Origin of the sequence: Phenylobacterium sp. (genome assembly GCF_031425575.1) — a bacterium.
Lineage (GTDB): Bacteria > Pseudomonadota > Alphaproteobacteria > Caulobacterales > Caulobacteraceae > Phenylobacterium.
The window spans coordinates 1-18,568 of the sequence record NZ_JANPJP010000186.1; the positions used below are offsets into that span (position 1 = coordinate 1).

General features: G+C 67.9%; 20 protein-coding genes. 8 read left to right on the forward strand and 12 right to left on the reverse strand.

Translation table 11 applies throughout. The annotated features are described in order from the left end of the window. Positions 1 to 84: 84 nt before the first annotated feature. Positions 85 to 273 carry a hypothetical protein gene (locus tag RMO97_RS10400; protein ID WP_310540879.1) on the reverse strand — a complete coding sequence of 63 codons (189 nt, stop codon included), beginning with the start codon at positions 271 to 273 and terminating at the stop codon, positions 85 to 87. Positions 274 to 373: 100 nt separating this feature from the next. Here RMO97_RS10400 and RMO97_RS10405 point away from each other — a divergent pair, with 100 nt between their 5' ends. After that, a complete protein-coding gene (locus tag RMO97_RS10405) occupies positions 374 to 1,651 on the forward strand; it encodes a lytic murein transglycosylase (RefSeq protein WP_310540881.1) in 1,278 nt (425 codons plus the stop codon). 15 nt (positions 1,652 to 1,666) lie between these two features. On the opposite strand, the gene RMO97_RS10410 is transcribed toward RMO97_RS10405, so the two are convergent. Continuing rightward, positions 1,667 to 2,986: an MFS transporter gene (locus RMO97_RS10410; RefSeq protein WP_310540882.1), complete on the reverse strand. Its 1,320-nt coding sequence runs from the start codon at positions 2,984 to 2,986 to the stop codon at positions 1,667 to 1,669. Positions 2,987 to 3,095: 109 nt separating this feature from the next. On the opposite strand from RMO97_RS10410, the gene motA reads away from it, so the two are divergent. Then, complete coding sequence (gene motA / locus RMO97_RS10415) at positions 3,096 to 3,965, forward strand: flagellar motor stator protein MotA (RefSeq protein ID WP_304783722.1); 870 nt, start codon at positions 3,096 to 3,098, stop codon at positions 3,963 to 3,965. A 160-nt stretch (positions 3,966 to 4,125) separates the two neighbouring features. On the opposite strand, the gene RMO97_RS10420 is transcribed toward motA, so the two are convergent. Together RMO97_RS10420 and purE are read right to left on the reverse strand one after the other, a co-directional pair. Further along, complete coding sequence (locus RMO97_RS10420) at positions 4,126 to 5,220, reverse strand: 5-(carboxyamino)imidazole ribonucleotide synthase (protein WP_310540883.1); 1,095 nt, start codon at positions 5,218 to 5,220, stop codon at positions 4,126 to 4,128. A 7-nt stretch (positions 5,221 to 5,227) separates the two neighbouring features. Beyond that, a complete protein-coding gene (gene purE / locus RMO97_RS10425) occupies positions 5,228 to 5,719 on the reverse strand; it encodes a 5-(carboxyamino)imidazole ribonucleotide mutase (RefSeq protein WP_310540884.1) in 492 nt (163 codons plus the stop codon). Between the two features lie 135 nt (positions 5,720 to 5,854). Between purE and RMO97_RS10430 the strand changes: the two genes are divergently transcribed. After that, positions 5,855 to 6,604 (forward strand): GGDEF domain-containing protein, encoded by a 750-nt coding sequence (locus RMO97_RS10430; protein ID WP_310540885.1) that lies wholly within the window; start codon positions 5,855 to 5,857, stop codon positions 6,602 to 6,604. On the opposite strand, the gene RMO97_RS10435 is transcribed toward RMO97_RS10430, so the two are convergent. The 3 genes from RMO97_RS10435 to RMO97_RS10445 are packed head-to-tail and all read right to left on the reverse strand — an operon-like array spanning position 6,601 to position 7,920. Continuing rightward, positions 6,601 to 6,822 (reverse strand): YdcH family protein, encoded by a 222-nt coding sequence (locus RMO97_RS10435; protein ID WP_304783734.1) that lies wholly within the window; start codon positions 6,820 to 6,822, stop codon positions 6,601 to 6,603. The two genes, RMO97_RS10430 and RMO97_RS10435, sit on opposite strands and share 4 nt — an antisense overlap. Positions 6,823 to 6,874: 52 nt before the next feature. Beyond that, a complete protein-coding gene (locus tag RMO97_RS10440; protein ID WP_310540887.1) occupies positions 6,875 to 7,321 on the reverse strand; it encodes a TIGR02444 family protein in 447 nt (148 codons plus the stop codon). After that, positions 7,321 to 7,920 carry a UbiX family flavin prenyltransferase gene (locus tag RMO97_RS10445; RefSeq protein WP_310540890.1) on the reverse strand — a complete coding sequence of 200 codons (600 nt, stop codon included), beginning with the start codon at positions 7,918 to 7,920 and terminating at the stop codon, positions 7,321 to 7,323. The genes RMO97_RS10440 and RMO97_RS10445 overlap by 1 nt, the downstream gene beginning before the upstream one ends. Before the next feature lie 131 nt (positions 7,921 to 8,051). Between RMO97_RS10445 and RMO97_RS10450 the strand changes: the two genes are divergently transcribed. Beyond that, complete coding sequence (locus RMO97_RS10450; protein ID WP_304783743.1) at positions 8,052 to 8,225, forward strand: DUF465 domain-containing protein; 174 nt, start codon at positions 8,052 to 8,054, stop codon at positions 8,223 to 8,225. 77 nt (positions 8,226 to 8,302) lie between these two features. On the opposite strand, the gene RMO97_RS10455 is transcribed toward RMO97_RS10450, so the two are convergent. Next, positions 8,303 to 8,962 carry a cell cycle transcriptional regulator TrcR gene (locus tag RMO97_RS10455; protein ID WP_310540891.1) on the reverse strand — a complete coding sequence of 220 codons (660 nt, stop codon included), beginning with the start codon at positions 8,960 to 8,962 and terminating at the stop codon, positions 8,303 to 8,305. 635 nt (positions 8,963 to 9,597) lie between these two features. Between RMO97_RS10455 and RMO97_RS10460 the strand changes: the two genes are divergently transcribed. From RMO97_RS10460 to RMO97_RS10470, 3 genes are all read left to right on the forward strand, one after another. Beyond that, positions 9,598 to 10,071, forward strand: coding sequence for a hypothetical protein (locus tag RMO97_RS10460; RefSeq protein ID WP_310540893.1), 474 nt, complete (start codon positions 9,598 to 9,600; stop codon positions 10,069 to 10,071). A 124-nt stretch (positions 10,072 to 10,195) separates the two neighbouring features. Continuing rightward, positions 10,196 to 11,488 carry an SDR family oxidoreductase gene (locus tag RMO97_RS10465; RefSeq protein ID WP_310540895.1) on the forward strand — a complete coding sequence of 431 codons (1,293 nt, stop codon included), beginning with the start codon at positions 10,196 to 10,198 and terminating at the stop codon, positions 11,486 to 11,488. Then, positions 11,488 to 11,958: a DUF2269 domain-containing protein gene (locus RMO97_RS10470; protein WP_310540898.1), complete on the forward strand. Its 471-nt coding sequence runs from the start codon at positions 11,488 to 11,490 to the stop codon at positions 11,956 to 11,958. The genes RMO97_RS10465 and RMO97_RS10470 overlap by 1 nt, the downstream gene beginning before the upstream one ends. A 16-nt stretch (positions 11,959 to 11,974) precedes the next feature. Here the strand turns inward: RMO97_RS10470 and ribB are convergent, their stop codons facing one another. The 4 genes from ribB to RMO97_RS10490 all read right to left on the reverse strand — a co-directional run bounded on the left by ribB (position 11,975) and on the right by RMO97_RS10490 (position 16,928). After that, on the reverse strand, positions 11,975 to 13,150 hold the full coding sequence (gene ribB / locus RMO97_RS10475; protein ID WP_310540899.1) for a 3,4-dihydroxy-2-butanone-4-phosphate synthase: 1,176 nt from the start codon (positions 13,148 to 13,150) through the stop codon (positions 11,975 to 11,977). Next, positions 13,147 to 13,728, reverse strand: coding sequence for an NADPH-dependent FMN reductase (locus RMO97_RS10480; RefSeq protein WP_310540901.1), 582 nt, complete (start codon positions 13,726 to 13,728; stop codon positions 13,147 to 13,149). The genes ribB and RMO97_RS10480 overlap by 4 nt, the downstream gene beginning before the upstream one ends. Before the next feature lie 2 nt (positions 13,729 to 13,730). After that, the gene (locus tag RMO97_RS10485) at positions 13,731 to 15,470 is read right to left on the reverse strand and encodes a class I adenylate-forming enzyme family protein (protein ID WP_310540902.1); all 1,740 of its coding nucleotides are present in this window, start codon (positions 15,468 to 15,470) and stop codon (positions 13,731 to 13,733) included. Between the two features lie 123 nt (positions 15,471 to 15,593). After that, the gene (locus RMO97_RS10490; RefSeq protein ID WP_310540903.1) at positions 15,594 to 16,928 is read right to left on the reverse strand and encodes an acyl-CoA dehydrogenase family protein; all 1,335 of its coding nucleotides are present in this window, start codon (positions 16,926 to 16,928) and stop codon (positions 15,594 to 15,596) included. A gap of 296 nt (positions 16,929 to 17,224) precedes the next feature. Between RMO97_RS10490 and RMO97_RS10495 the strand changes: the two genes are divergently transcribed. After that, complete coding sequence (locus RMO97_RS10495) at positions 17,225 to 18,442, forward strand: serine hydrolase domain-containing protein (protein WP_310540904.1); 1,218 nt, start codon at positions 17,225 to 17,227, stop codon at positions 18,440 to 18,442. The last annotated feature ends 126 nt before the right edge of the window (positions 18,443 to 18,568 follow it).

The window sequence follows — 18,568 nt, forward strand, 5'->3', positions numbered from 1 at the left end:
TAAAGACCAGGCTTGCGCCCGGGGATGTCTACAAGAGCCGGCGCGTATACGAGCCGGTTGGGCGTGAGTCAACGCTGCGGCGGATCAATCGGTGCGGCCGAACAGCAGATAGACGACCACGACCGCGAGGATGGCCACCGCGATGGTGGCCCGGGACCGCAGGCGGCTCCAGCACCCCACGGGACTGCGCTCGGCAACCTCGCGCTCCGCAACCTCGGCGCTGGTGGGAAGCGCGCCGCGCTGGCCGGGCAGGATATCGTCGGGTTCAGGCATGCATCATCTCCTGCGAGGCGGAACACCTCAGGTCCAAGCCGCCGTTCGCCCTTGACGGGCTTGTGATTGAGGCTCGGGCCAGGGCCCGCTAAGTTGGGCCATGGATCGTCGCGTCTTCCTCGTCTTGCTCTTGGCCGGCTGCGCCGACCCGTCCACCAATCTGGTGCCGGTGTTGACGCCGACGCCTCCGCCCCCCACGCCTCAGGCGCCGGCTCCGGTGGTCGCGCCGACCCAGTCGGGCGTCCGCAGCTTCGATGACTGGTCCCGCGACTTCTACAGCCGGGCGGTGAAGGCTGGTCTGCCCGCGAGCCTGCTGGATCGCGAACTGGCCGGCCTGGCGCCTGATCCGCGGGTCAACAGCCTCGACGGCCGCCAGCCGGAATTCGCCAAGCCTTTCGGCGACTATATCAAGGGCGCGGTCAGCGAAGACCGGGTAGCCATCGCCGCGCGCCGCAAGCCGGCCGTCGCCTCCATTCTGGCCGAGATCGAGGCGCGCTACGGCGTGCCTGGCGATATTCTGATGGCCATCTGGGCCATGGAGACCGGCTTCGGCGCCGTGCTGGGGGACTTCGACGTCATCCGCTCCATGGCGACGCTCGCCGCCCAGGGCCGCCGCCAGGCCTTCGCCGAAGACCAGCTGATGGCGGCGCTACGGATCATCGGCTCAGGGGAATTCCCCCGCAGCCAGCTGCGTGGATCCTGGGCCGGGGCCATGGGCCAGACCCAGTTCATCCCCACCAGCTTCCTGGCCACCGCCGTGGACGGCGACGGCGACGGACGGCGCGACGTCTGGGGCTCCACCCACGACGCCCTGGCCTCGGCGGCGAACCTGCTCTCCAAGGGCGGATGGCAGCGCGGCCAGGGCTGGGCCCGCGAGGTCACCGTGCCTGAGGGCTTCGACTACAGCCTGACGGAAGGCCCGCGGGAGACCCCGGACTGGTGGGCCCAGCACGGGGTGCGCCGCACCGACGGCCTACCCTGGAGCGGCGCTGACGCCGGCGCCAAGGCCATGCTGATCACGCCGACCGGCGCGCAGGGGCCGGCCTTCCTGCTGTTCCCGAACCACTTCGTGATCCGCAAGTACAACAACGCCACCACCTACGCCCTAGGGGTCGGTCTGCTGGCCGACCGGTTCGGCGGCATGGGCGGGGTGATCAAGCCCTGGCCCTACGAGACCGCGCTCTCCATCGGCGACCGCATCGCCACCCAGCGGGCCCTGGCCCAGCTCGGCTTCGATCCCGGGCAGCCGGACGGGGTGGTGGGGGTCAACACCCGCACCGCCCTGCGCAACTGGCAGAAGTCGCGCGGGCTCACGGCCGACGGCTATCTGTCGCAGGACATGGTCCAACGGCTCAAGGCAGAGGCCAACATCCTCTGATGCTCTTGGCGGGGGTTAGAGCGACCCCTCGTCGCTCTTCTCCAGGGTGGCCATGGCCGAATCGGCCTGGGTGGCCGGCTTGGGGTCGGCGTTGGCCAGTTGCGGGTTCTTGAAGGCGTAGACCAGCATGGCCAGCATCAGGACCATGTTGAGCACGAAGGGCGCGGCGTGGACCTGCTGGTAGAGCAGCACGAACAGCGGGGCGAGCACCACATTGACGCCGTTCACCGCGGCGATGGCGCCCGCGGCGCGGGCCTGTTCGTGCATCCCCACCGCAAGGGAGGAGCCGGCCGTGAAACCCGGGCGGGCTAGGCCAAACCCCAGGCTTGAGATGGCGTAGCCGGCCACCACCGCGGCATAGGTCGGCTGGAACGCGACGATCAGGTTGCCGAGGGCGGCCACCGCCACGCCCCAGCGCAGCAGCTGGCGCGGGGTCATCTCGAACATGCGGATGATACCCCACTGGGCCAGCAGGCCGGCCACCGCGCCGAACATCATGGCGATGGCGATGAAGCCCTGGGCCTGCATGGGGGACATGCCCAGCTTGTCGATGATCAGGAAGCCCAGGGTCTGGCCCTGGGCCGTCTGGCAGACCGCCACCACGAAGCCGTAGATCAGGAAGGGCGTGATGCGCGGGTCGCGCCACATCGGGCTTTCCTTGGCGGCGGGCGGTGCGCCGGCCACGGGCTCGGCCCTCACCGGCTGGACGGGCATGTGCTGGCTCTCGGGCAGCTTCTTCCAGACCACCACCAGCATGATCAGGGCGATCACCGAGAAGGCCACCATCGGACCCGCCAGGCCGAAGAAGGGCAGGATGAACAGCGGGGCCAGGAACGGGCCGATGACGGTGCCCAGGCCAAAGGCGCCAGCCAGGCTGGACATGGCGCTGGTGCGCTCTTCCGGCGGTGTGTGCTCGGCCACATAGGCCTGGGTCGCGGGATTGGACGCCGCCCCGAACAGGCCAAACAGCGCGCGCGCCAGGAGGAAGAAGCCGAAGATCACCATGGGCGGCGCCAGGTGATGCAGGCCAGCGGCGACCACCGCGGCGCAGGCGGCCATCGAGACGGCGAAGCCCACCAAGCCCACCAGCATCAAGGGCTTGCGCCCGTGACGGTCGGAGGCGCGCGCCCAGTAGGGCGATGACCCCGCCCACAGCAGAGCCGACAACGAGAAGACGCCCGCCACCAGGAAGTCGGGAATGCCGATGGAGCGGCCGATGGCCGGCAGCACCGAAATCATCCCGGTATTGCCCATGGCGGTCACCAGCGAGACGCCGAAGATAATGGCGAAGGACGACTTGGGCAGGCTCACGGGAACGGGCGCGGACTGGGACATGAATCGGCTGTTACGCCGCGCCGTCAGAGGGCGGAACCCCCTAAATCCTCACCGGGCATTAAGCATTAACGGGGATGCTCCGGGCAATTCGTCCCGGGACCCGCCTCGCATGTTTCAGATCATCGGCATTGTGCTGCTCTTCGCCACGGTGTTCGGCAGCTACCTGTGGTCTGGCGGCAACATGGCCGTCATCATGCACGCCCTCCCCCACGAGATGCTGGCCATCGGCGGTTCGGGAATCGCCGCCTTCCTGGTCTCCAACTCGATGACGGTGGTCAAGGGAACAGGGGGCGGCCTGGCCAAGGTGTTCGCCGGCCCTAAATGGAAGGCCTCGGACTACCGCGACCTCCTTTCCCTGCTGTTTCTGCTCACCAAGACCATGAAATCCAAGGGCGTCATCGCCCTGGAAAGCCACATCGAGAACCCCAAGGACTCCTCGATCTTCTCGCGCTTCCCGAAGGTGACGAAGGACCACTTCGCCGTCGACTTCATCTGCGACACCCTGCGGATGATGACCATGAACCTCGAGGACCCGCACCAGGTCGAGGACGCCATGGAAAAGCAGCTAGAGAAGCACCACCATGAGGCCCTGGCGCCCGCCGGCGCCCTGCAAAGCCTGGCCGACGCCCTGCCGGCCTTGGGCATCGTCGCCGCCGTGCTCGGCGTCATCAAGACCATGGGCTCCATCACCGAGCCGCCGGAAGTCCTGGGCACGATGATCGGCGGCGCCCTGGTGGGCACCTTCCTCGGCGTGTTCCTGGCCTATGGCCTGGTGGGGCCCTTCGCGGCGCGCCTGAAGGAGATCCTCGAGGAAGAGGGCTCGTATTACCGCATCATCCAGTCGGTGCTGGTGGCCCACCTACACGGCAACGCCGCCCAGATCTCGGTGGAGATCGGTCGCGGGAGCGTCCCCTCCGGCGCCCAGCCCAGCTTCCTGGAACTGGAAGAAGCGCTTTCGGCGATCCCGAACGAGGCCTAATCCAACCGCTCATCCCGGCGACCCGAAGGGCGGCGCGAAGCAGCCAAGGCCGGGACCCAGATCCCATCCTCAGCGGTGGGTTGGAGTAGCTCTGAGGGCCTGGAGCCCACCTCCGCATTTCGCCATCTGGATCCCGGCCTTCGCCGGGACGAGCGGACTTCTACCGCCGCTCCGGCAGGAGCGGGCTCACCCGGTTCACGTGGCCCATCTTGCGCCCGGCCTTGGCGTCACGCTTGCCATAGAGGTGCAGGCGGGTTTCCGGCTCTCCCGCGAACTTAAGCCAGCCGTCCGCCTCGTCCCCCAGCAGATTCAGCATCTCCACCCTGGCGATGGCCGCCGTGGGGCCGAGCGGCCAGCCGGCGATGGCGCGGATGTGCTGCTCGAACTGGTCGACCTCGCAGCCGTCCATCGTCCAGTGGCCGGTGTTATGGACCCTGGGTGCGATCTCGTTGACCAGCAGCCGGCCGTCAGGAAGCTCAAAGAGCTCGATCCCGATCACCCCCACATAGTCCAGGCCGGTGAGCACCTGGGCCGCGATCCGCTCGGCCTGTTCGGCGAGGCCTGGACTGACGGCGGCGGGCGCCACGGACCGGCGCAGCACGCCGTTCTCGTGGTGATTCTCGGCCAGGGGATAGATGGCCAGCTCGCCGTCGCGGCCGCGGGCGGCGATCACCGACAGCTCCCGCACGAAGTCGGCCGGGGCCTCCAGGATCACCGGCTTGCCGCCCAGGGAGTCGAAGATCGCCGCGACGTCGGCTGCGTGCTCGACCCAGCGCTGGCCCTTGCCGTCATAGCCTTCGCGACGGGTCTTCATGAGGGCCGGCGCGCCGACCTGAGCCATGGCCGCGACCGCGCTTTCGGCGTCGTCGGCGGCGGCGAAGGCTACGGTGGCGACGCCGATGGAATTGAGGAAGGTTTTCTCCTCCACCCGGTCCTGCGCCACGGCCAGGGCGCGTGCGTTGGGGGCTACCTCCACCTCCTGGGCGGTCAGGTGGGCGACGGCGGCGGCCGGCACGTTCTCGAACTCAAAGGTGACCAGGCTGGCGATCGCGGCCAGGGCCTCCAGGGCGCGCGGCTCGTCATAGCCGCCGCGCACCGTATGAGCCGCGACGCGGCCGGCGGGGGCGTCGGGTGCGGGCTCCAGGATGGCCACGTCGAAGCCCAGCCGCGAAGCGGCCTGGGCCAGCATGCGACCCAGCTGTCCGCCGCCAAGAATTCCAATGGTTTCGCCCGGAGCCAGGGGGAGCATGGCCATGGGGGGATCAGTCCTCGACGGTTTCAGAAACGGCCTGGGTGTGGCGGGCCCGGTGATCGGCCAGGCGCTTGGCCAGGGCCGGGTCGGACAGGGCCAGGATCTGGGCGGCCATCAGGCCGGCGTTTTTCGCGCCAGCCTCGCCGATGGCCATGGTCCCCACGGCGACGCCGGCTGGCATCTGGACAATGGAGAGCAGGCTGTCGAGGCCGCTGAGGGACTTGGACTGCACCGGCACACCCAACACCGGCAGCTCAGTCATCGAAGCCGTCATGCCGGGCAGGTGGGCGGCACCCCCGGCCCCGGCGATGATCACCTTGAATCCCGCCGCCTTGGCCCCCTTTGCGAACGCGTACATCCGTTCCGGGGTGCGGTGGGCCGAGATCACCTTGGCCTCATAGGCGACGCCTAGGGCGTCGAGGCTCTCGGCCGCGCCTTTCAGCGTCGGCCAGTCGGAACGGCTGCCCATGATGATGGCGACGGGCGCTGACGTGGCGCTCATGGAATACAGGCCCCTGCGACGAGAAGGCGCGGAGTATAGGCGCCGCCTTTGCGCCCGCAACCAAGGACGTTTAGGATTCTTAACGTCGACAAGGCCTCGACGATTCGCGTTCTCTGAAAGCCCGTTGAAAACGACATGAAGGTCACTGGCGCCCGCAGCGAGCCGTTTTCGGCCATCCGTAGGCGCGCCTTGGCCCAGGCAGGGGCCCATTTTACGGCCGGAGCCGCGCCGCCGGCCGACAAGACCGCCTTTCTGGGTCTGAACGAGGCCGACCTGACGCCGGCGGTTCAGAACGCCGTGAAGACCCTGCTGACCGAGATAGACGACCTGCGGGGCGAAGTTTCGCGGCTCAAGGTCAAGCTTTCGGAAGCTGAGACCCTTGCGGACCGCGACCCTTTGACGCCCCTGCTGAACCGGCGCGCCTTTGTCCGGGAGCTCGGTCGCATCCGCGCCTTCGCACAGCGCTATGGCTCGCCAGCCAGCGTGGTCTATTTCGACCTGGACGGCTTCAAGAGCGTCAACGACCGCTTCGGCCATGCGGCCGGCGACGCCGCCCTGCGCGCGGTGGCCGAGCGCCTGGCCGCCAATGTCCGCGACAGCGACATTATCGGCCGCATGGGGGGCGACGAGTTCGCCGTGATCCTGGTCCAGGCCGACGAAGCCACAGCGCAGGCCAAGGCCGAATCACTGGCCCAGGCCATCGAGGCCGCCCCGATCGAGTTCGGCGACTGGTCAGCGCCCCTGCACATCTCCTACGGCGTCCGCGAGATCACCCTGGACATGGAACCCGAGGCCCTGGTGGCCGAGGCCGACGCGGCCATGTTCGCCGCAAAGCGGGCCCGCACCGCCGCGCCGCCGATCGCCACGGGCGAGGCGACGGGCTAGGCGATGATGTCCGGCGTCAGCTGATCGCGCAGCCGCTCGATCTCATCCTTGAGCAGCAGCTTCTTCCGCTTCAGGCGGCTGATGACCATCATGTCGGGCAGGGGCGACAGCATCAGCGCCTGGATGGCGGCGTCCAGGTCCGAGTGGTCCAGCGTGGCGATGGCCAAGCGGGCGCGGACGCCCTCCTCTTCCGGGTCTTCGCCTTCATGATCGTTCATACGCACGCCCCGAACCCGTCGAGGCGATGATGCGCATCGCGGGAGCCCACGTCTAGCTTAACGCGCCCGCCAGTGTGGCGAGGGCGTTGTCGGACACGGGCTTGCCCCAGGCGGCCGACGCGGCCTGGAGGGCCGCCAGGGCGCCGTGCCTGCCGCTGGAGGCGCCGGCGAGGCCTTCCAGGGTCTCCATCAGCACGCGCTCGGCCCGCAGTTCGGCGGCCTTGATGTCTTCCCGCAGCCCCTCGCGCGCGCCGTCGTCGACCGACGGCAGGCTTAGCTTTAACGCCCTGCGCACCTCGCGGATCGGGCGCAGGGCGGTCGCGTCCCAGGCCTGGGTCAGAGCAACGGCCCTCGTCAGGACCTCAGCGTCCGGGCCCCCGGCCCAGACCGCCCACAGCAGAAAGGAAGTGTTCTGGCCGTAGGAGTCCTGCAGCGCCAGGGTCGCCTCGGGAACCCCCGGCTGGCCATAAGCCTCCAGCGCCCACGCCCAGAGGGACATCAGACCTCACTCGACAAGGGGCCGACATCCTGACCCCAGCGCTTCACGGGCCGCCATGACAGGCCAAACAGGTCGAGCGCCCGGCCCACGGACTGATCGACCATCCCCTCCAGACTGGCGGGCTTGGCGTAGAAGGCCGGCAAGGGCGGGGCGATCACGGCGCCCATCTCGGCCAGCTTCACCATCGTGCGCAGGTGCCCCAGGTGCAACGGGGTCTCACGCACCATCAGCACCAGGGGCCGGCGCTCCTTGAGCGTCACGTCGGCGGCGCGGGTGAGCAGGGAGGAGGTCACCCCGGTGGCCACTTCGCTCATGGTGCGCACCGAACAGGGCGCGACGATCATGCCCAGGGTGGGGAATGAGCCCGAGGCTATCGAAGCGCCGACATCGCCGATCTTGTGCGCCACGTCGGCGCGGGCCTGGACCTCGGAGACCGAGAGCTCGGTCTCCTGGGCGATGGTCAGGGCCGCGGCGCGGCTGAGAATCAGGTGGCTCTCTATGGAGAGTTCGCGGCAGGCGTCCAGGGCGCGCAGGCCGTAGGTGACACCGCTGGCCCCGGAGATGCCGACGATGAGGCGGGGACGATCAGTTCTTGTCATGCCTTTGGGTCCCCGCGCCTGATTTCAAGGCGCCTGTTCCGTCCGCTCACGTGCAAACATATGTGATCTGACAGACCAGACCAGCGGGTGTTGAGTGTTGGCATCGTTCCAACACAAGGAGACGACCCGTCATGGCCGTTGAAGCCCGCATCCGTGAACTTGGATCCCGCCATCACTCCCTCGATCAGGCGATTCAGGACGAGCTTAACAGACCAGCATCAGACGAGGCCCGGCTCAAGGAACTCAAGCGCAAGAAGCTCAAGCTGAAGGAAGAGATGGAGGCCCTGCGGGCCCGGACCCACTAGGGCTGGAGATCCAGGTCCCTCAGAAGAGGAACGTCCCTGGGTGGACGCCGCTGCGTCCGCCCAGGGCTCCGTCCTGATCAATCCTCGGTGTCGTCGTCGTCGTAGTGGGCGTCTTCGGCGACATCCTCGACCGGGGTTGAGCCCGTGACCGAGGCCGACTCCAGAGTCGCGCCGTCCGGCTCGACGATGCCCCGCTTGGCGTCGTCCTTGGCCTTCTTGTCGGCCGCCTTGCGCACCACAGCGTCCAGCTCGAGCTGAGTCGAAAGGCCCAGGGTCACCGGGTCCACCGGCTTGATGTTGGCGGCGTTCCAGTGCTGGCGGTTGCGCACCTGATCGATGGTGGCCTTGGTCGTGCCCAGCAGACGGGCGATCTGGCTGTCGGCCACCTCGGGGTGGTTGCGGATGAACCAGGCGATGGCGTCGGGGCGATCCTGGCGGCGCGACACGGGGGTGTAGCGCGGCGCCTTCTTCACAGGCTTCAGCAGTTCGGCGTGGCGGCTCTTCTGGGCGACCATGCGGTACTTGTCGCTGGCCTGGGCGGCGTCGAGTTGTTCGCGGGACAGCTGGCCATTGGCGATCGGGTCGGCGCCGCGGATGTCGCGCGCCACTTCCCCGTCGGCGATGCCCTTCACTTCCAGAGGGTGAAGGCCGCAGAAATCGGCGATCTGTTCGAAGGTGAGCGAGGTGTTGTCGACCAGCCAGACGGCGGTCGCCTTCGGCATCAGAATGTCGGTCATGACGGGCTCCGAAAATGACGGCGCCCGGCCTTTCGGCCGGGCGGTGCATAAGTAGCAGAGCGTCATATAGGCGTGTTCCGCCGCCAAGAAAACGACAATCGCGTACTTGGCCACGGCCCGACTTCCTTTTGAATCAGGACCTTCCATGATCGCCGCGACAACAGGCCGGACCTGCCCCGCGGGAGGCGCTTTCCCACGGCGGGTCATGCGGCCCCTCGCGAACTGCAGCCTATGGGTGCATGCCATCAATTTGGGGGTGTCCGGCCGCAGGCTGAGCTGTTTTGTCGCGGATGCCCGACTTATCGGCGCGGGGGTGGCCTTATTTGACACGGTTTGACGAAGCAGGGCGCTGCGGCGCGCGCGCCAGCCACCAACCCGGCCTCTCGGAACGTCGATTTACTAAATGAAATCATAGGCCTGAAGTCACGCCCGACAAGACGTCGGACAGTCATCGACTAACAACGCCGCAAAATTCTTAAGCTGCATTAACTATAAAAAACCCAATTCGGGTCGAAAAGTACGGTTTCTGAAAGAATTGGAAGGCATAAAGATCGCTCGCATGAGACGATCTGTCGCAAACCCAAACAACGAGGCGCCGCGTCGCTATTGCCCCCCGGGCGCGCCGAAAACAACCTATGAACGTTATCCGCAAACTACTGCTGCAGCACCGGGAGGAAGTCCAAGCTCAGATGGTCGCCGCCCGCGCCAAGGCCGCCGAGCCCTTCGAGGCGGAGCTGCGCGCGGTCAATATCGCGCTTGCGGCCCTCGACGGCGCGCCTTTGATCGAGGCTGAGCACGACGAGTCGCCGCCCGCCGCCGCGCCCGAGCCGGTCCGCAAGAGCGGCCTCTCCCGCGGCCGCATCAAGCGCAGCCTGGAAGACATGATCCTCGCCGCCCTGCGCGCCCACGACGTGGGCGCCGACACCGGCACGATCATGGAGTCCCTGGAGCGCCGCTGGAACCGGAGCTTCCAGGAATCGCGGGTGGTCGAGGAACTGCGCCGCCTTGCGGCCGACCGGACCGTAGTGCTGGAACGCGGGCGCTGGCGGATGACGGCGCAGCCGGATGCGTGGACGGGGGAAACCGCGTCCCAGGGCGTGGCCGCCTAGCAAGGCCCTCCAGAGCGCCCTCCGCCTCAGTTCTCGTGAACGGCCTGGTTCCCGGCTCGGGCCGAGGTGGCAAGCCAGGAGCGAGATGCTTTCCCCTTCAAGGCCGAAACGCTAAGCGTCGCTGATGCGGGTGGCGATCATCGGGGCCTATGGGCTCGTCGGCTCATATGTATCGGCCCGCCTGGCCGCTGACGGTCATTTTGTGGTGGGCGTCGGGCGCGACATCGAGGCGGCCCGTCGTCGCTTCCCGGCCCTGGCGTGGGAGCGGGCCGATCTGGCCACGGCGTCGGTCGCCGATTGGGCCCGCGTGCTCACTGGCGTCGAGGCCGTGATCAACTGCGCCGGCGCCCTGCAGGACAGTCCCCGCGACGACCTCCGTGCGGTCCATGTCGAGGGGGTTCGTCGCCTCGCCCAGGCTTGCCAGGACCTCGGTGTGGGCCGCCTGGTGCACATCTCGGCGGCGGGTGTGGGGCCCGACCGCTCGACGGCGTTCAACGCCACCAAGCTGGAGGCCGAGACCCTTCTGGCCCAAAGCCCTTTGTCGTGGATCATTCTGCGCCCCGGCCTGGTGTTCGCCCCGGCGGCCTATGGCGGCACGGCCCTGTTGCGCGGCCTGGCCGGTTTTCCCGGCGCCATCCCCTTGGTCTTCGCCGACAGCTTGGTCCAGACCATCGGGGCCGAGGACCTCGCCGTCGCGGTCGCCCGCTGTCTGGCGCCCGACGCGCCGGTGCGCGTCACCCTGGACCTCGTCCACCCCGAGCCCCTGAGCCTGAATGACCTCGTCGGCCGCCTGCGCGGCTGGCTGGGCCTGGGACCTGTTCCCACGATCCGCCTGCCCCGCCCGCTGGCCCGCGCGACCGCCGCCGCCAGCGACGGGCTGGCCTGGCTTGGCTGGCGCAGCCCCATGCGCACCGCCGCCCTGGAGCAGTTGAGGCTGGGGGTGCGCGGGCGGGCGCAGGACGCCGAGCGCCTGGGACTGGCGCTGCGATCCTTCGACGCCCTGCTGGCCGCAGCCCCCTCTGGCGTCCAGGAACGCTGGTTCGCCCGTTTTTACTTCGCCAAGCCCGCCATCCTCACCTGCCTGTTCGCGTTCTGGCTGCTATCGGGGCTGATCGGCCTGACGGTGGGCTTCGAGGCGGCCGTCACCGTCCTGACCGCGTCGGGAATGGAGGCCGGGCCAGCGACGGCCGCGGTGGTCGGGGGAAGCCTGATCGACATCAGCCTGGCCCTGCTACTGGCCTGGAGGCCGACCGCCGCCCGCGCCCTGCAGGGCATGCTGCTGATCACGGCCGGTTACCTGATCGGCGGCGCCCTCGTGCGGCCCGATCTGTGGCTCGACCCCATGGGCCCCCTGCTCAAGAGCATTCCCGCCGCCTTCCTGGCGCTCGCCGCCCTGGCCACGCTGGACGAACGCTGATGGACCTGTACGTCCTGCTCAAGGTCGCCCATGTGGTGGGCGCGGCCGTGCTGCTCGGCTCCGGGGCCGGCATCGCCTTCTTCATGCTGATGGCTCATCGGACGCGCGACCCGGCGCTGATCGCCCACACCGCCGGGATCGTGGTTCTGGCCGATACGCTGTTCACCGCCTCGGCGGTGATCCTGCAGCCGATCACCGGTGGGGCCCTGGCCCATCTGGCCGGCTACCCGCTGTTCACCGGATGGATCGGCTTGAGCCTGATTCTCTATGTGTTCACCGGCCTCTGCTGGCTTCCGGTGGTTTGGATCCAGATTCGCCTGCGCGATCTGGCCATCCAGGCGGCCACCACCGGGGCGCCCTTGCCGGCGCGCTATTTCCGCCTGTTCAGGCTGTGGTTCGTGCTGGGCTTTCCGGCCTTCGCAGCGGTCCTGGGTCTGGTCTGGCTGATGGTGACCAAGCCCGCTTTGTGAGGCCCGCGGCGGGGCCTCAGTCCAGCGGCTTGCGGCCGACGATGCGCAGGCCGTAGCCGCCGGAACCCGGCAGCACGGTGGCCGAATTGGACAGCAACGTCATGTCCCGCACGCCGAGATCCAGCAGGATCTGGGCGCCGACCCCGTAGTCGCGCAGCACATTGGCCCCGTGGTCGGTCCCGGGCTCGGCCCCGTAGCGTTCCGACAGCCAGGCCGGGTTGGAGTCGCGAATGAACACCGCCACCCCGGCGCCGTCATAGTCGGCGATGGCTTGCAGGGCGCGCGGCACATAGTCCCGGCGCGCTTCGGTGTGGCCCAGCATGTCGGCGGCGAAGTCGACCCGGTGCATCCGCACCAGGGTCGCCCTGTCGGGGTCGATCTTGCCCCGGGTCAGAACCACATGCTCGGTGCCGTCCAGAATGTTGCGGTAGATCACCATCCGGAAGCGGCCTCCGAAGGCCGAGTCGAAGGGGGTTTCCAGAACCCGCTCCACCTGGCGTTCGGTGCGGCGGCGATAGGCGATCAGGTCGGCGATGGTGCCGATCTTCAGCCCGTGCAATTGGGCGAAGCCCACCAGGTCGGGCAGGCGCGCCATCGACCCGTCGTCCTTCATGATCTCGCAGATCACGCCGGCCGGGTTCAGGCCCGCCATGCGGGAGATGTCGACGGCCGCCTCGGTATGACCGGCGCGGACCAGCACGCCGCCGTCGCGGGCCACCAGGGGGAAGACGTGGCCGGGCGAGACGATGTCGTCCATGCCCTTGGTGGGGTCGATGGCCACGGCCACGGTGTGGGCGCGGTCATGGGCCGAGATGCCGGTGGTCACCCCCTCCGCGGCCTCGATGGAGACGGTGAAGGCGGTGCCCATGCCCTCGCGGTTTTCCGCCGCCATCGGCGGCAGGCGCAGCTGGCGGGCGCGATCGCTGGTGATGGACAGGCAGATCAGGCCCCGCGCGTGCTTAGCCATGAAGTTGATCTGGTCCGGCGTGGCGAACTGGGCCGGGATGATGACATCGCCTTCGTTCTCGCGATCCTCGGCGTCCACCAGGATGTAGGGCCGGCCGTTGCGGGCGTCCTCGATGATGTCCTCGATCGGCGAGATCGCCGATTCATGGGCCTCTTCATTGCCGCCGCCGCCGCCATCGGAGGCCGAGGAGGAAGAACCGGGTTGGACGAGATAGGGGCGCTTCATCGGGCGGCTTTCAGCAGGGCGAATTCCAGGACCTGTTCTCCCACCGTGGCGAGCTGCCAGGCGTCCTTGGGGTCCACGCAGGCCCCTTCGGCGTCGAAGGAGCCGGAATTGGCGTTCAGGGCCGCGCCGAACGGAGTCGGCCAGCCCCTCAGGGCATGTATGATCGATCGCAGCGTGGTCAATGTCGTGCCGGCGGCCTGCCAGCCCTCGGCGGTGATGACGCAGCCCACGGCGCGGCCGGTAAAGTAGGGGCGGGCGTCATCGCGCAGACCCTCCAGGGTGTCGAGCGCATTCTTCACCACCCCGGAGATCGAGCCATGATAGCCGGGACTGGCGACAATGACGCCGTCGGCCTCGCGCACGGCCTCGGTGAGCGCCAGTTGCTCGGGCGTAGGGCCGCCCGGCTGGGGATTGTAGATCGGCAGGCTGGCCAGGAATTCCCCGCCCAGCAGGCGCGTCTCGCCCCCGCCCGCCTCGACCGCCGCCAGCGCCACCTTGAGCGCCTTCTCGGTGGAGGAGTTGGAGCGGATGGTGCCGCCGATCCCGACGATCAGCGGCTTTCGCGCCAGAGAACCCATGCCTACTCCTCAAACACCTTCTTCAGCTCGGTCTTGAGGATCTTGCCGTTGGCGTTCCGGGGCAGGGTTTCGGGCCAGAACACGACCTTCACCGGGACCTTGAACCCCGCCAGCCGTTCCCGCACCCAGGCCCGCAGTTCGGCTTCCGTCGCCGTTCCACCGGGTTTCAGATGCACGATGGCCGCCGGTTCCTCACCGAGCGTCTTGTGCGGAACGCCGACCAGGGCGGCGTCCATGACGTCGGGATGGTCATACAAAACATTTTCGACTTCGACACAGTAGATGTTTTCGCCGCCGCGAATGAGCATGTCCTTGGCGCGGTCGATGATGAAGAGGAAGCCCTCCTCATCGACACGGGCCAGGTCGCCGGTGCGCAGCCAGCCGCCCGCGAAGGTTTCGGCCGTGGCTTCGGGCTTGTTCCAGTAAAGCTTCACCACCTGCGGACCCTTGACCCACAGCTCCCCCACCGCACCTTCCGGCAGGATCGTTGCGCCGTCGGCGGGGTCGCGGATCTGCATCTCGCCCACCGGGGCGGCAGGGCCGGCGCTATCGGGGCGGGCCTCGTAGTCCTTGCCCAGGTGGCTGGTGAAGGTGGCCGTGGTCTCAGTCATCCCCCAGCCGTTGCCGGGCTGGGACGCCGGGAACACCTCGACGATCTTGCGCACCAGCTCCGGCGCCGACGGCGCGCCGCCGTATGACACCGCTGTCAACGAGGACAGGTCGTACTTGGACCGCGCCGGGTGCTCGATGAGCTGCCAGGCGATGGTGGGGACGCCGCCGGTGGAGCCGACCTTTTCGGCCTCGATCAGCTTCATGGCGGCCTCCGGCTCCCAGCGGCGCATCATCACGATCTTGCCGCCGGCGTTCATGCTGGGGCTGAGATTGGCCGACAGGCCAGTGGCGTGGAACATCGGCACCACCAGCAGGGTGCAGCGCTGGGGCAGCTTGTGGGGGTCGCTCTCCGGCAAGGGCTGGCCGGCCCGCAGGAAGTTGCGCATCGCCGAGATGCCGCTGGCCATGATGTTGGACGTCATGTTGCGGTGGGTGCCCAGGGCCCCCTTCGGCTTTCCCGTAGTCCCGGAGGTGTAGAGGATGGTGGCGTCGTCCTCCGGGTCGATGGCCACCTCCGGCAGCGGCAGGTCGGCCAGCCGGCGCCAGTCATTGGGCTTGCCGATCACGTCCTCCAGCCGGTTCACCCGGGGGCCGCCGCGGGCCTCCGACATGCGCGAGACATAGATCCGCTCCAGGGCGGGAAGGTTGGGCAGGTGGTCGGCCAGACGCTCCAGCCGCTCGTCGTCGACAAAGGCCACCTTGGTCCCGGAATCGGCGAGGCCGTATTCCAGCTCGGCCCCGGTCCACCAGGCGTTCAGCGGAGTGACGATGGCGCCCAGCAGGACGCCGGCCCAGAAGGTGACGGGCCATTCGGGCAGGTTGCGCATGATGACGGCGACCCTGTCGCCCTTCTTCACCCCGTCGTCGGCCAGCCTATGGGCCAGGGTCAGCGTCGCCCGCGCATAGGCCTCGTAGGTGACGCGTTCGTCCTCGTTGATCAGGAACTCCCGCTCGCCGAAGGCCCGGCCGTTCAGGAACACGTCGCGCAGGGTGGGCGGGGCGTTCTTCCAGGTGCGGGTGAGAACGCCCCGGATGACCCTCTCCTCCATCTCGAACCGTTGGCCGGGCGCCGTCAGCTGGGCGTGGGCGTCAGCGATGCTCATCACGGGCCAGGCGGGAGCGTCGGTCATGGAAATCCTCGGGGTCTTGGAAATGGAGACGTCGGAAATGTCTGGATATGCGAAGGGCGGCCCCCGCAAAGGAGCCGCCCCCACATTGTCGCGCCTTTCCGCAGCCGGAAAGGGCCTGGTCGCCTAGGCCTTCTCGGTTTCCCGAGCGCCGCGCAGGGCCTCGTAGCCCTTTTTCAGATCGGCCAGTTCGTCGGCGTACTTTTCCTGGGCTTCCTCGCGGAGGCGCGGGATGTGGTACTTCGGGAACAGGTCGTTGTCGGCCGTGTAGTCCTTCATGATCTGCTTGGCCAAGGTCACCTTGTGTACCTCGGTGGGGCCGTCGGCGATGCCCATCACCAGCGAGCTGGTGACCATGTGCATGAAGGGCATTTCGTTGGAGACGCCGAGCGCGCCGTGCAGGTGGGCGGCCTTGGTGGCGATGTCGTTATAGACCTTGGGCATCATGACCTTGATGGCCGCGATGTCCTTGCGCACCAGGTTGTAGTCCTTGTGCTTGTCGATCAGCCAGGCGGTGCGCAGCACCAGCAGGCGGAAACTTTCCAGCGCGATCCAGCTGTCGGCGATGTCGGCCTGCACCATCTGCAGGTCGGCCAGCTTGCCGTCGCGGGTGTTCCGCGAGGCGGCGCGTTGGCACATCAGGTCGAGCGCGTGCTTGCAGGAGCCCACCGTGCGCATGGCGTGGTGGACCCGGCCGCCGCCCAGGCGGACCTGGGCGATGACGAAGGCCGCGCCGCGCTCGCCCAGCAGGGCGTCATAGGGGACGCGCACGTCCTTGTATTCCATATAGCCTTCGTTACCGCCGCCGATCTCCCCGCCGCCGCCGACCGCCACATTGCGGATGATCCGCACGCCGGGGGTGTCGGTGGGCACCAGGAAGATGGAGGTGCGCCTATAGGGGTCTTTCGCGTCGGGGTCGGTGATGGCGTAGACCACCAGCACCTTGGCGTAGCGGGCGTTGGTGGAGTACCACTTCTCGCCGTTGATCACCCACTCATTGCCGTCCAGCACTGCGCGGGTCTTGAAGGTCAGGGGATCGGAACCGCCGGTGGGCTCGGACATCGAGAAGGCCGAACGGATCTCGCCGTTCAGGAGCGGCCAGAGATACTGCTCCTTCTGCTTGTCGGTGCCGTAGTGGGCGATGATCTCGGCGTTGCCGGTGTCGGGCGCCTGGCAGCCGAAGACGGTGGGGGCCAGGCCGTTGCGGCCGAGCTTTTCGTTCATCAGGCCCAGCTTCAGCTGGCCAAAGCCCTGGCCGCCCAGTTCGGGACCGAGGTGGCAGGCCCAAAGGCCCTGATCCTTCACCTTCTGCTGCAGAGGCTTGATGAACTTCTCGCGTCCCAGGGGCCCGTGGACCGCCATGCCCAGATGGCTCAGAGGTTCGACCTCCTCGCGCATGAAGTCCTCAATCCAGTCCAGCTTCTTCTGGAACTCCGGGTCAGTTTCAAAATCCCAAGCCATCTATGGCCTCCCATGGCGCCGCCAAGTGCGGGCAGTTTTTCCTAAATCCGGTATGGCGTAGAGCGACGCCAGACCAAAAATCCGCGACGCGACAGGCCCTTAGGCCGTCGGTCTGGTCGGCATTATCAAACGACTGTTCGGCTTACGCAACGTCGCCTATGCGTCAGAGCCACGAAATTCTTGGCGTCCCCCTCCCGGCGACGCCCGACTGGTGTGATGTTCCGCGAACTTGGTGTTGAAACCGGGGCGGCGCTGCGGGCACGGTGCGGGCAGCACCCCGCGTAAAGGACCCGCCTATGACCCGCCCTGAAAAACTCGGCTTCTCCAGCGAACGCCTCGGCAAGCTCGACGCCTTCCTGGCAAGCCGCTACGTCGAGCAGGGCAAGATCCCCTGCGCCCAGGTCCAGATCAGCCGGCGCGGCGAACTGGTCCACGAGACCCTGCTGGGCCTGGCCGACCGCGAGCGCGGCAAGGCCGTGGCCACCGACACCCTGTTCCGCATCTATTCGATGACCAAGCCGGTCACCAGCCTGGCCTTCATGATGCTGGTGGAGGAAGGCCTGGTGGCCCTGGATGATCCGGTCAGCCGCTTCATCCCGGAGTGGAAAAACCTCGGGGTTTTCGCCGCCGGGGTCAGCCCGCAGTTCATGACCACGCCGCCGGTCCGGCCGATGCAGATGATCGACCTGCTGCGCCACACCTCGGGCCTGACCTATGGCTTCCAGAACCGCGGCAATGTGGACGCCGCCTACCGCAAGCTGAAGATCGCCGACCCCCATGGCCTGGACTTCGACGGTTTCGTCGCCGAGCTCGCCAAGCTGCCCCTGGAGTTCTCGCCCGGCGAGGCCTGGAACTACTCGATCTCCACCGACGTGCTGGGGGTGCTGGTGGAACGCATCTCCGGCATGCCGTTCCAGACCTTCCTGCAGACCCGCATCTTTGATCCGCTCAAGATGACCGACACCGGTTTCCAGGTGCGCGAGGACCAACGGCCCCGCTTCGCCGCCTGCTACAACGCCACTGCGTCCGGCGGGTTGTCCCTCCAGGACGATCCGGAGACCAGCCCTTACCTGAACGCGCCCAGCTTCCACTCCGGCGGCGGAGGTCTGGTCTCGACAGCCAAGGACTACATGGCCTTCTGTCGGATGCTGGGGAATGGCGGGGTGCTGGACGGCCAGCGGTTGATCGCGCCCAAGACCCTGAAGCTGATGGCTTCGAACCACCTGCCCGGCGGCCAGGACCTGACCGACCTGTCGCGCTCGCTGTTCTCCGAGGCCACCAACGCCGGGGTCGGCTTTGGCCTCGGCTTCGCGGTCACCTTCGATCCGGTGAAGGCCATGCTGACCTCCAGCCCCGGCGAGTACTATTGGGGCGGCGCGGCCTCGACAGCCTTCTGGATCGATCCGGTGGAGGACATCCAGGTGGTGTTCATGACCCAGGTCCTGCCGTCCTCCAGCTATCCTATCCGGCGGGAGCTTCGGACTTTGGTCTATTCCGCGCTGGTTGAGCCGTAGGGGCGGGTTGGCCGGCCTCGGCGACGGCCTCGGCGGCCTCGCTCTCCTCAAGGCCGCCCGGCAGGCTCATGCCGGTGTCGGGCGCGTCGCCGTGCGGGGTGAACTTCATCAGGCGGGCGTTGCGCC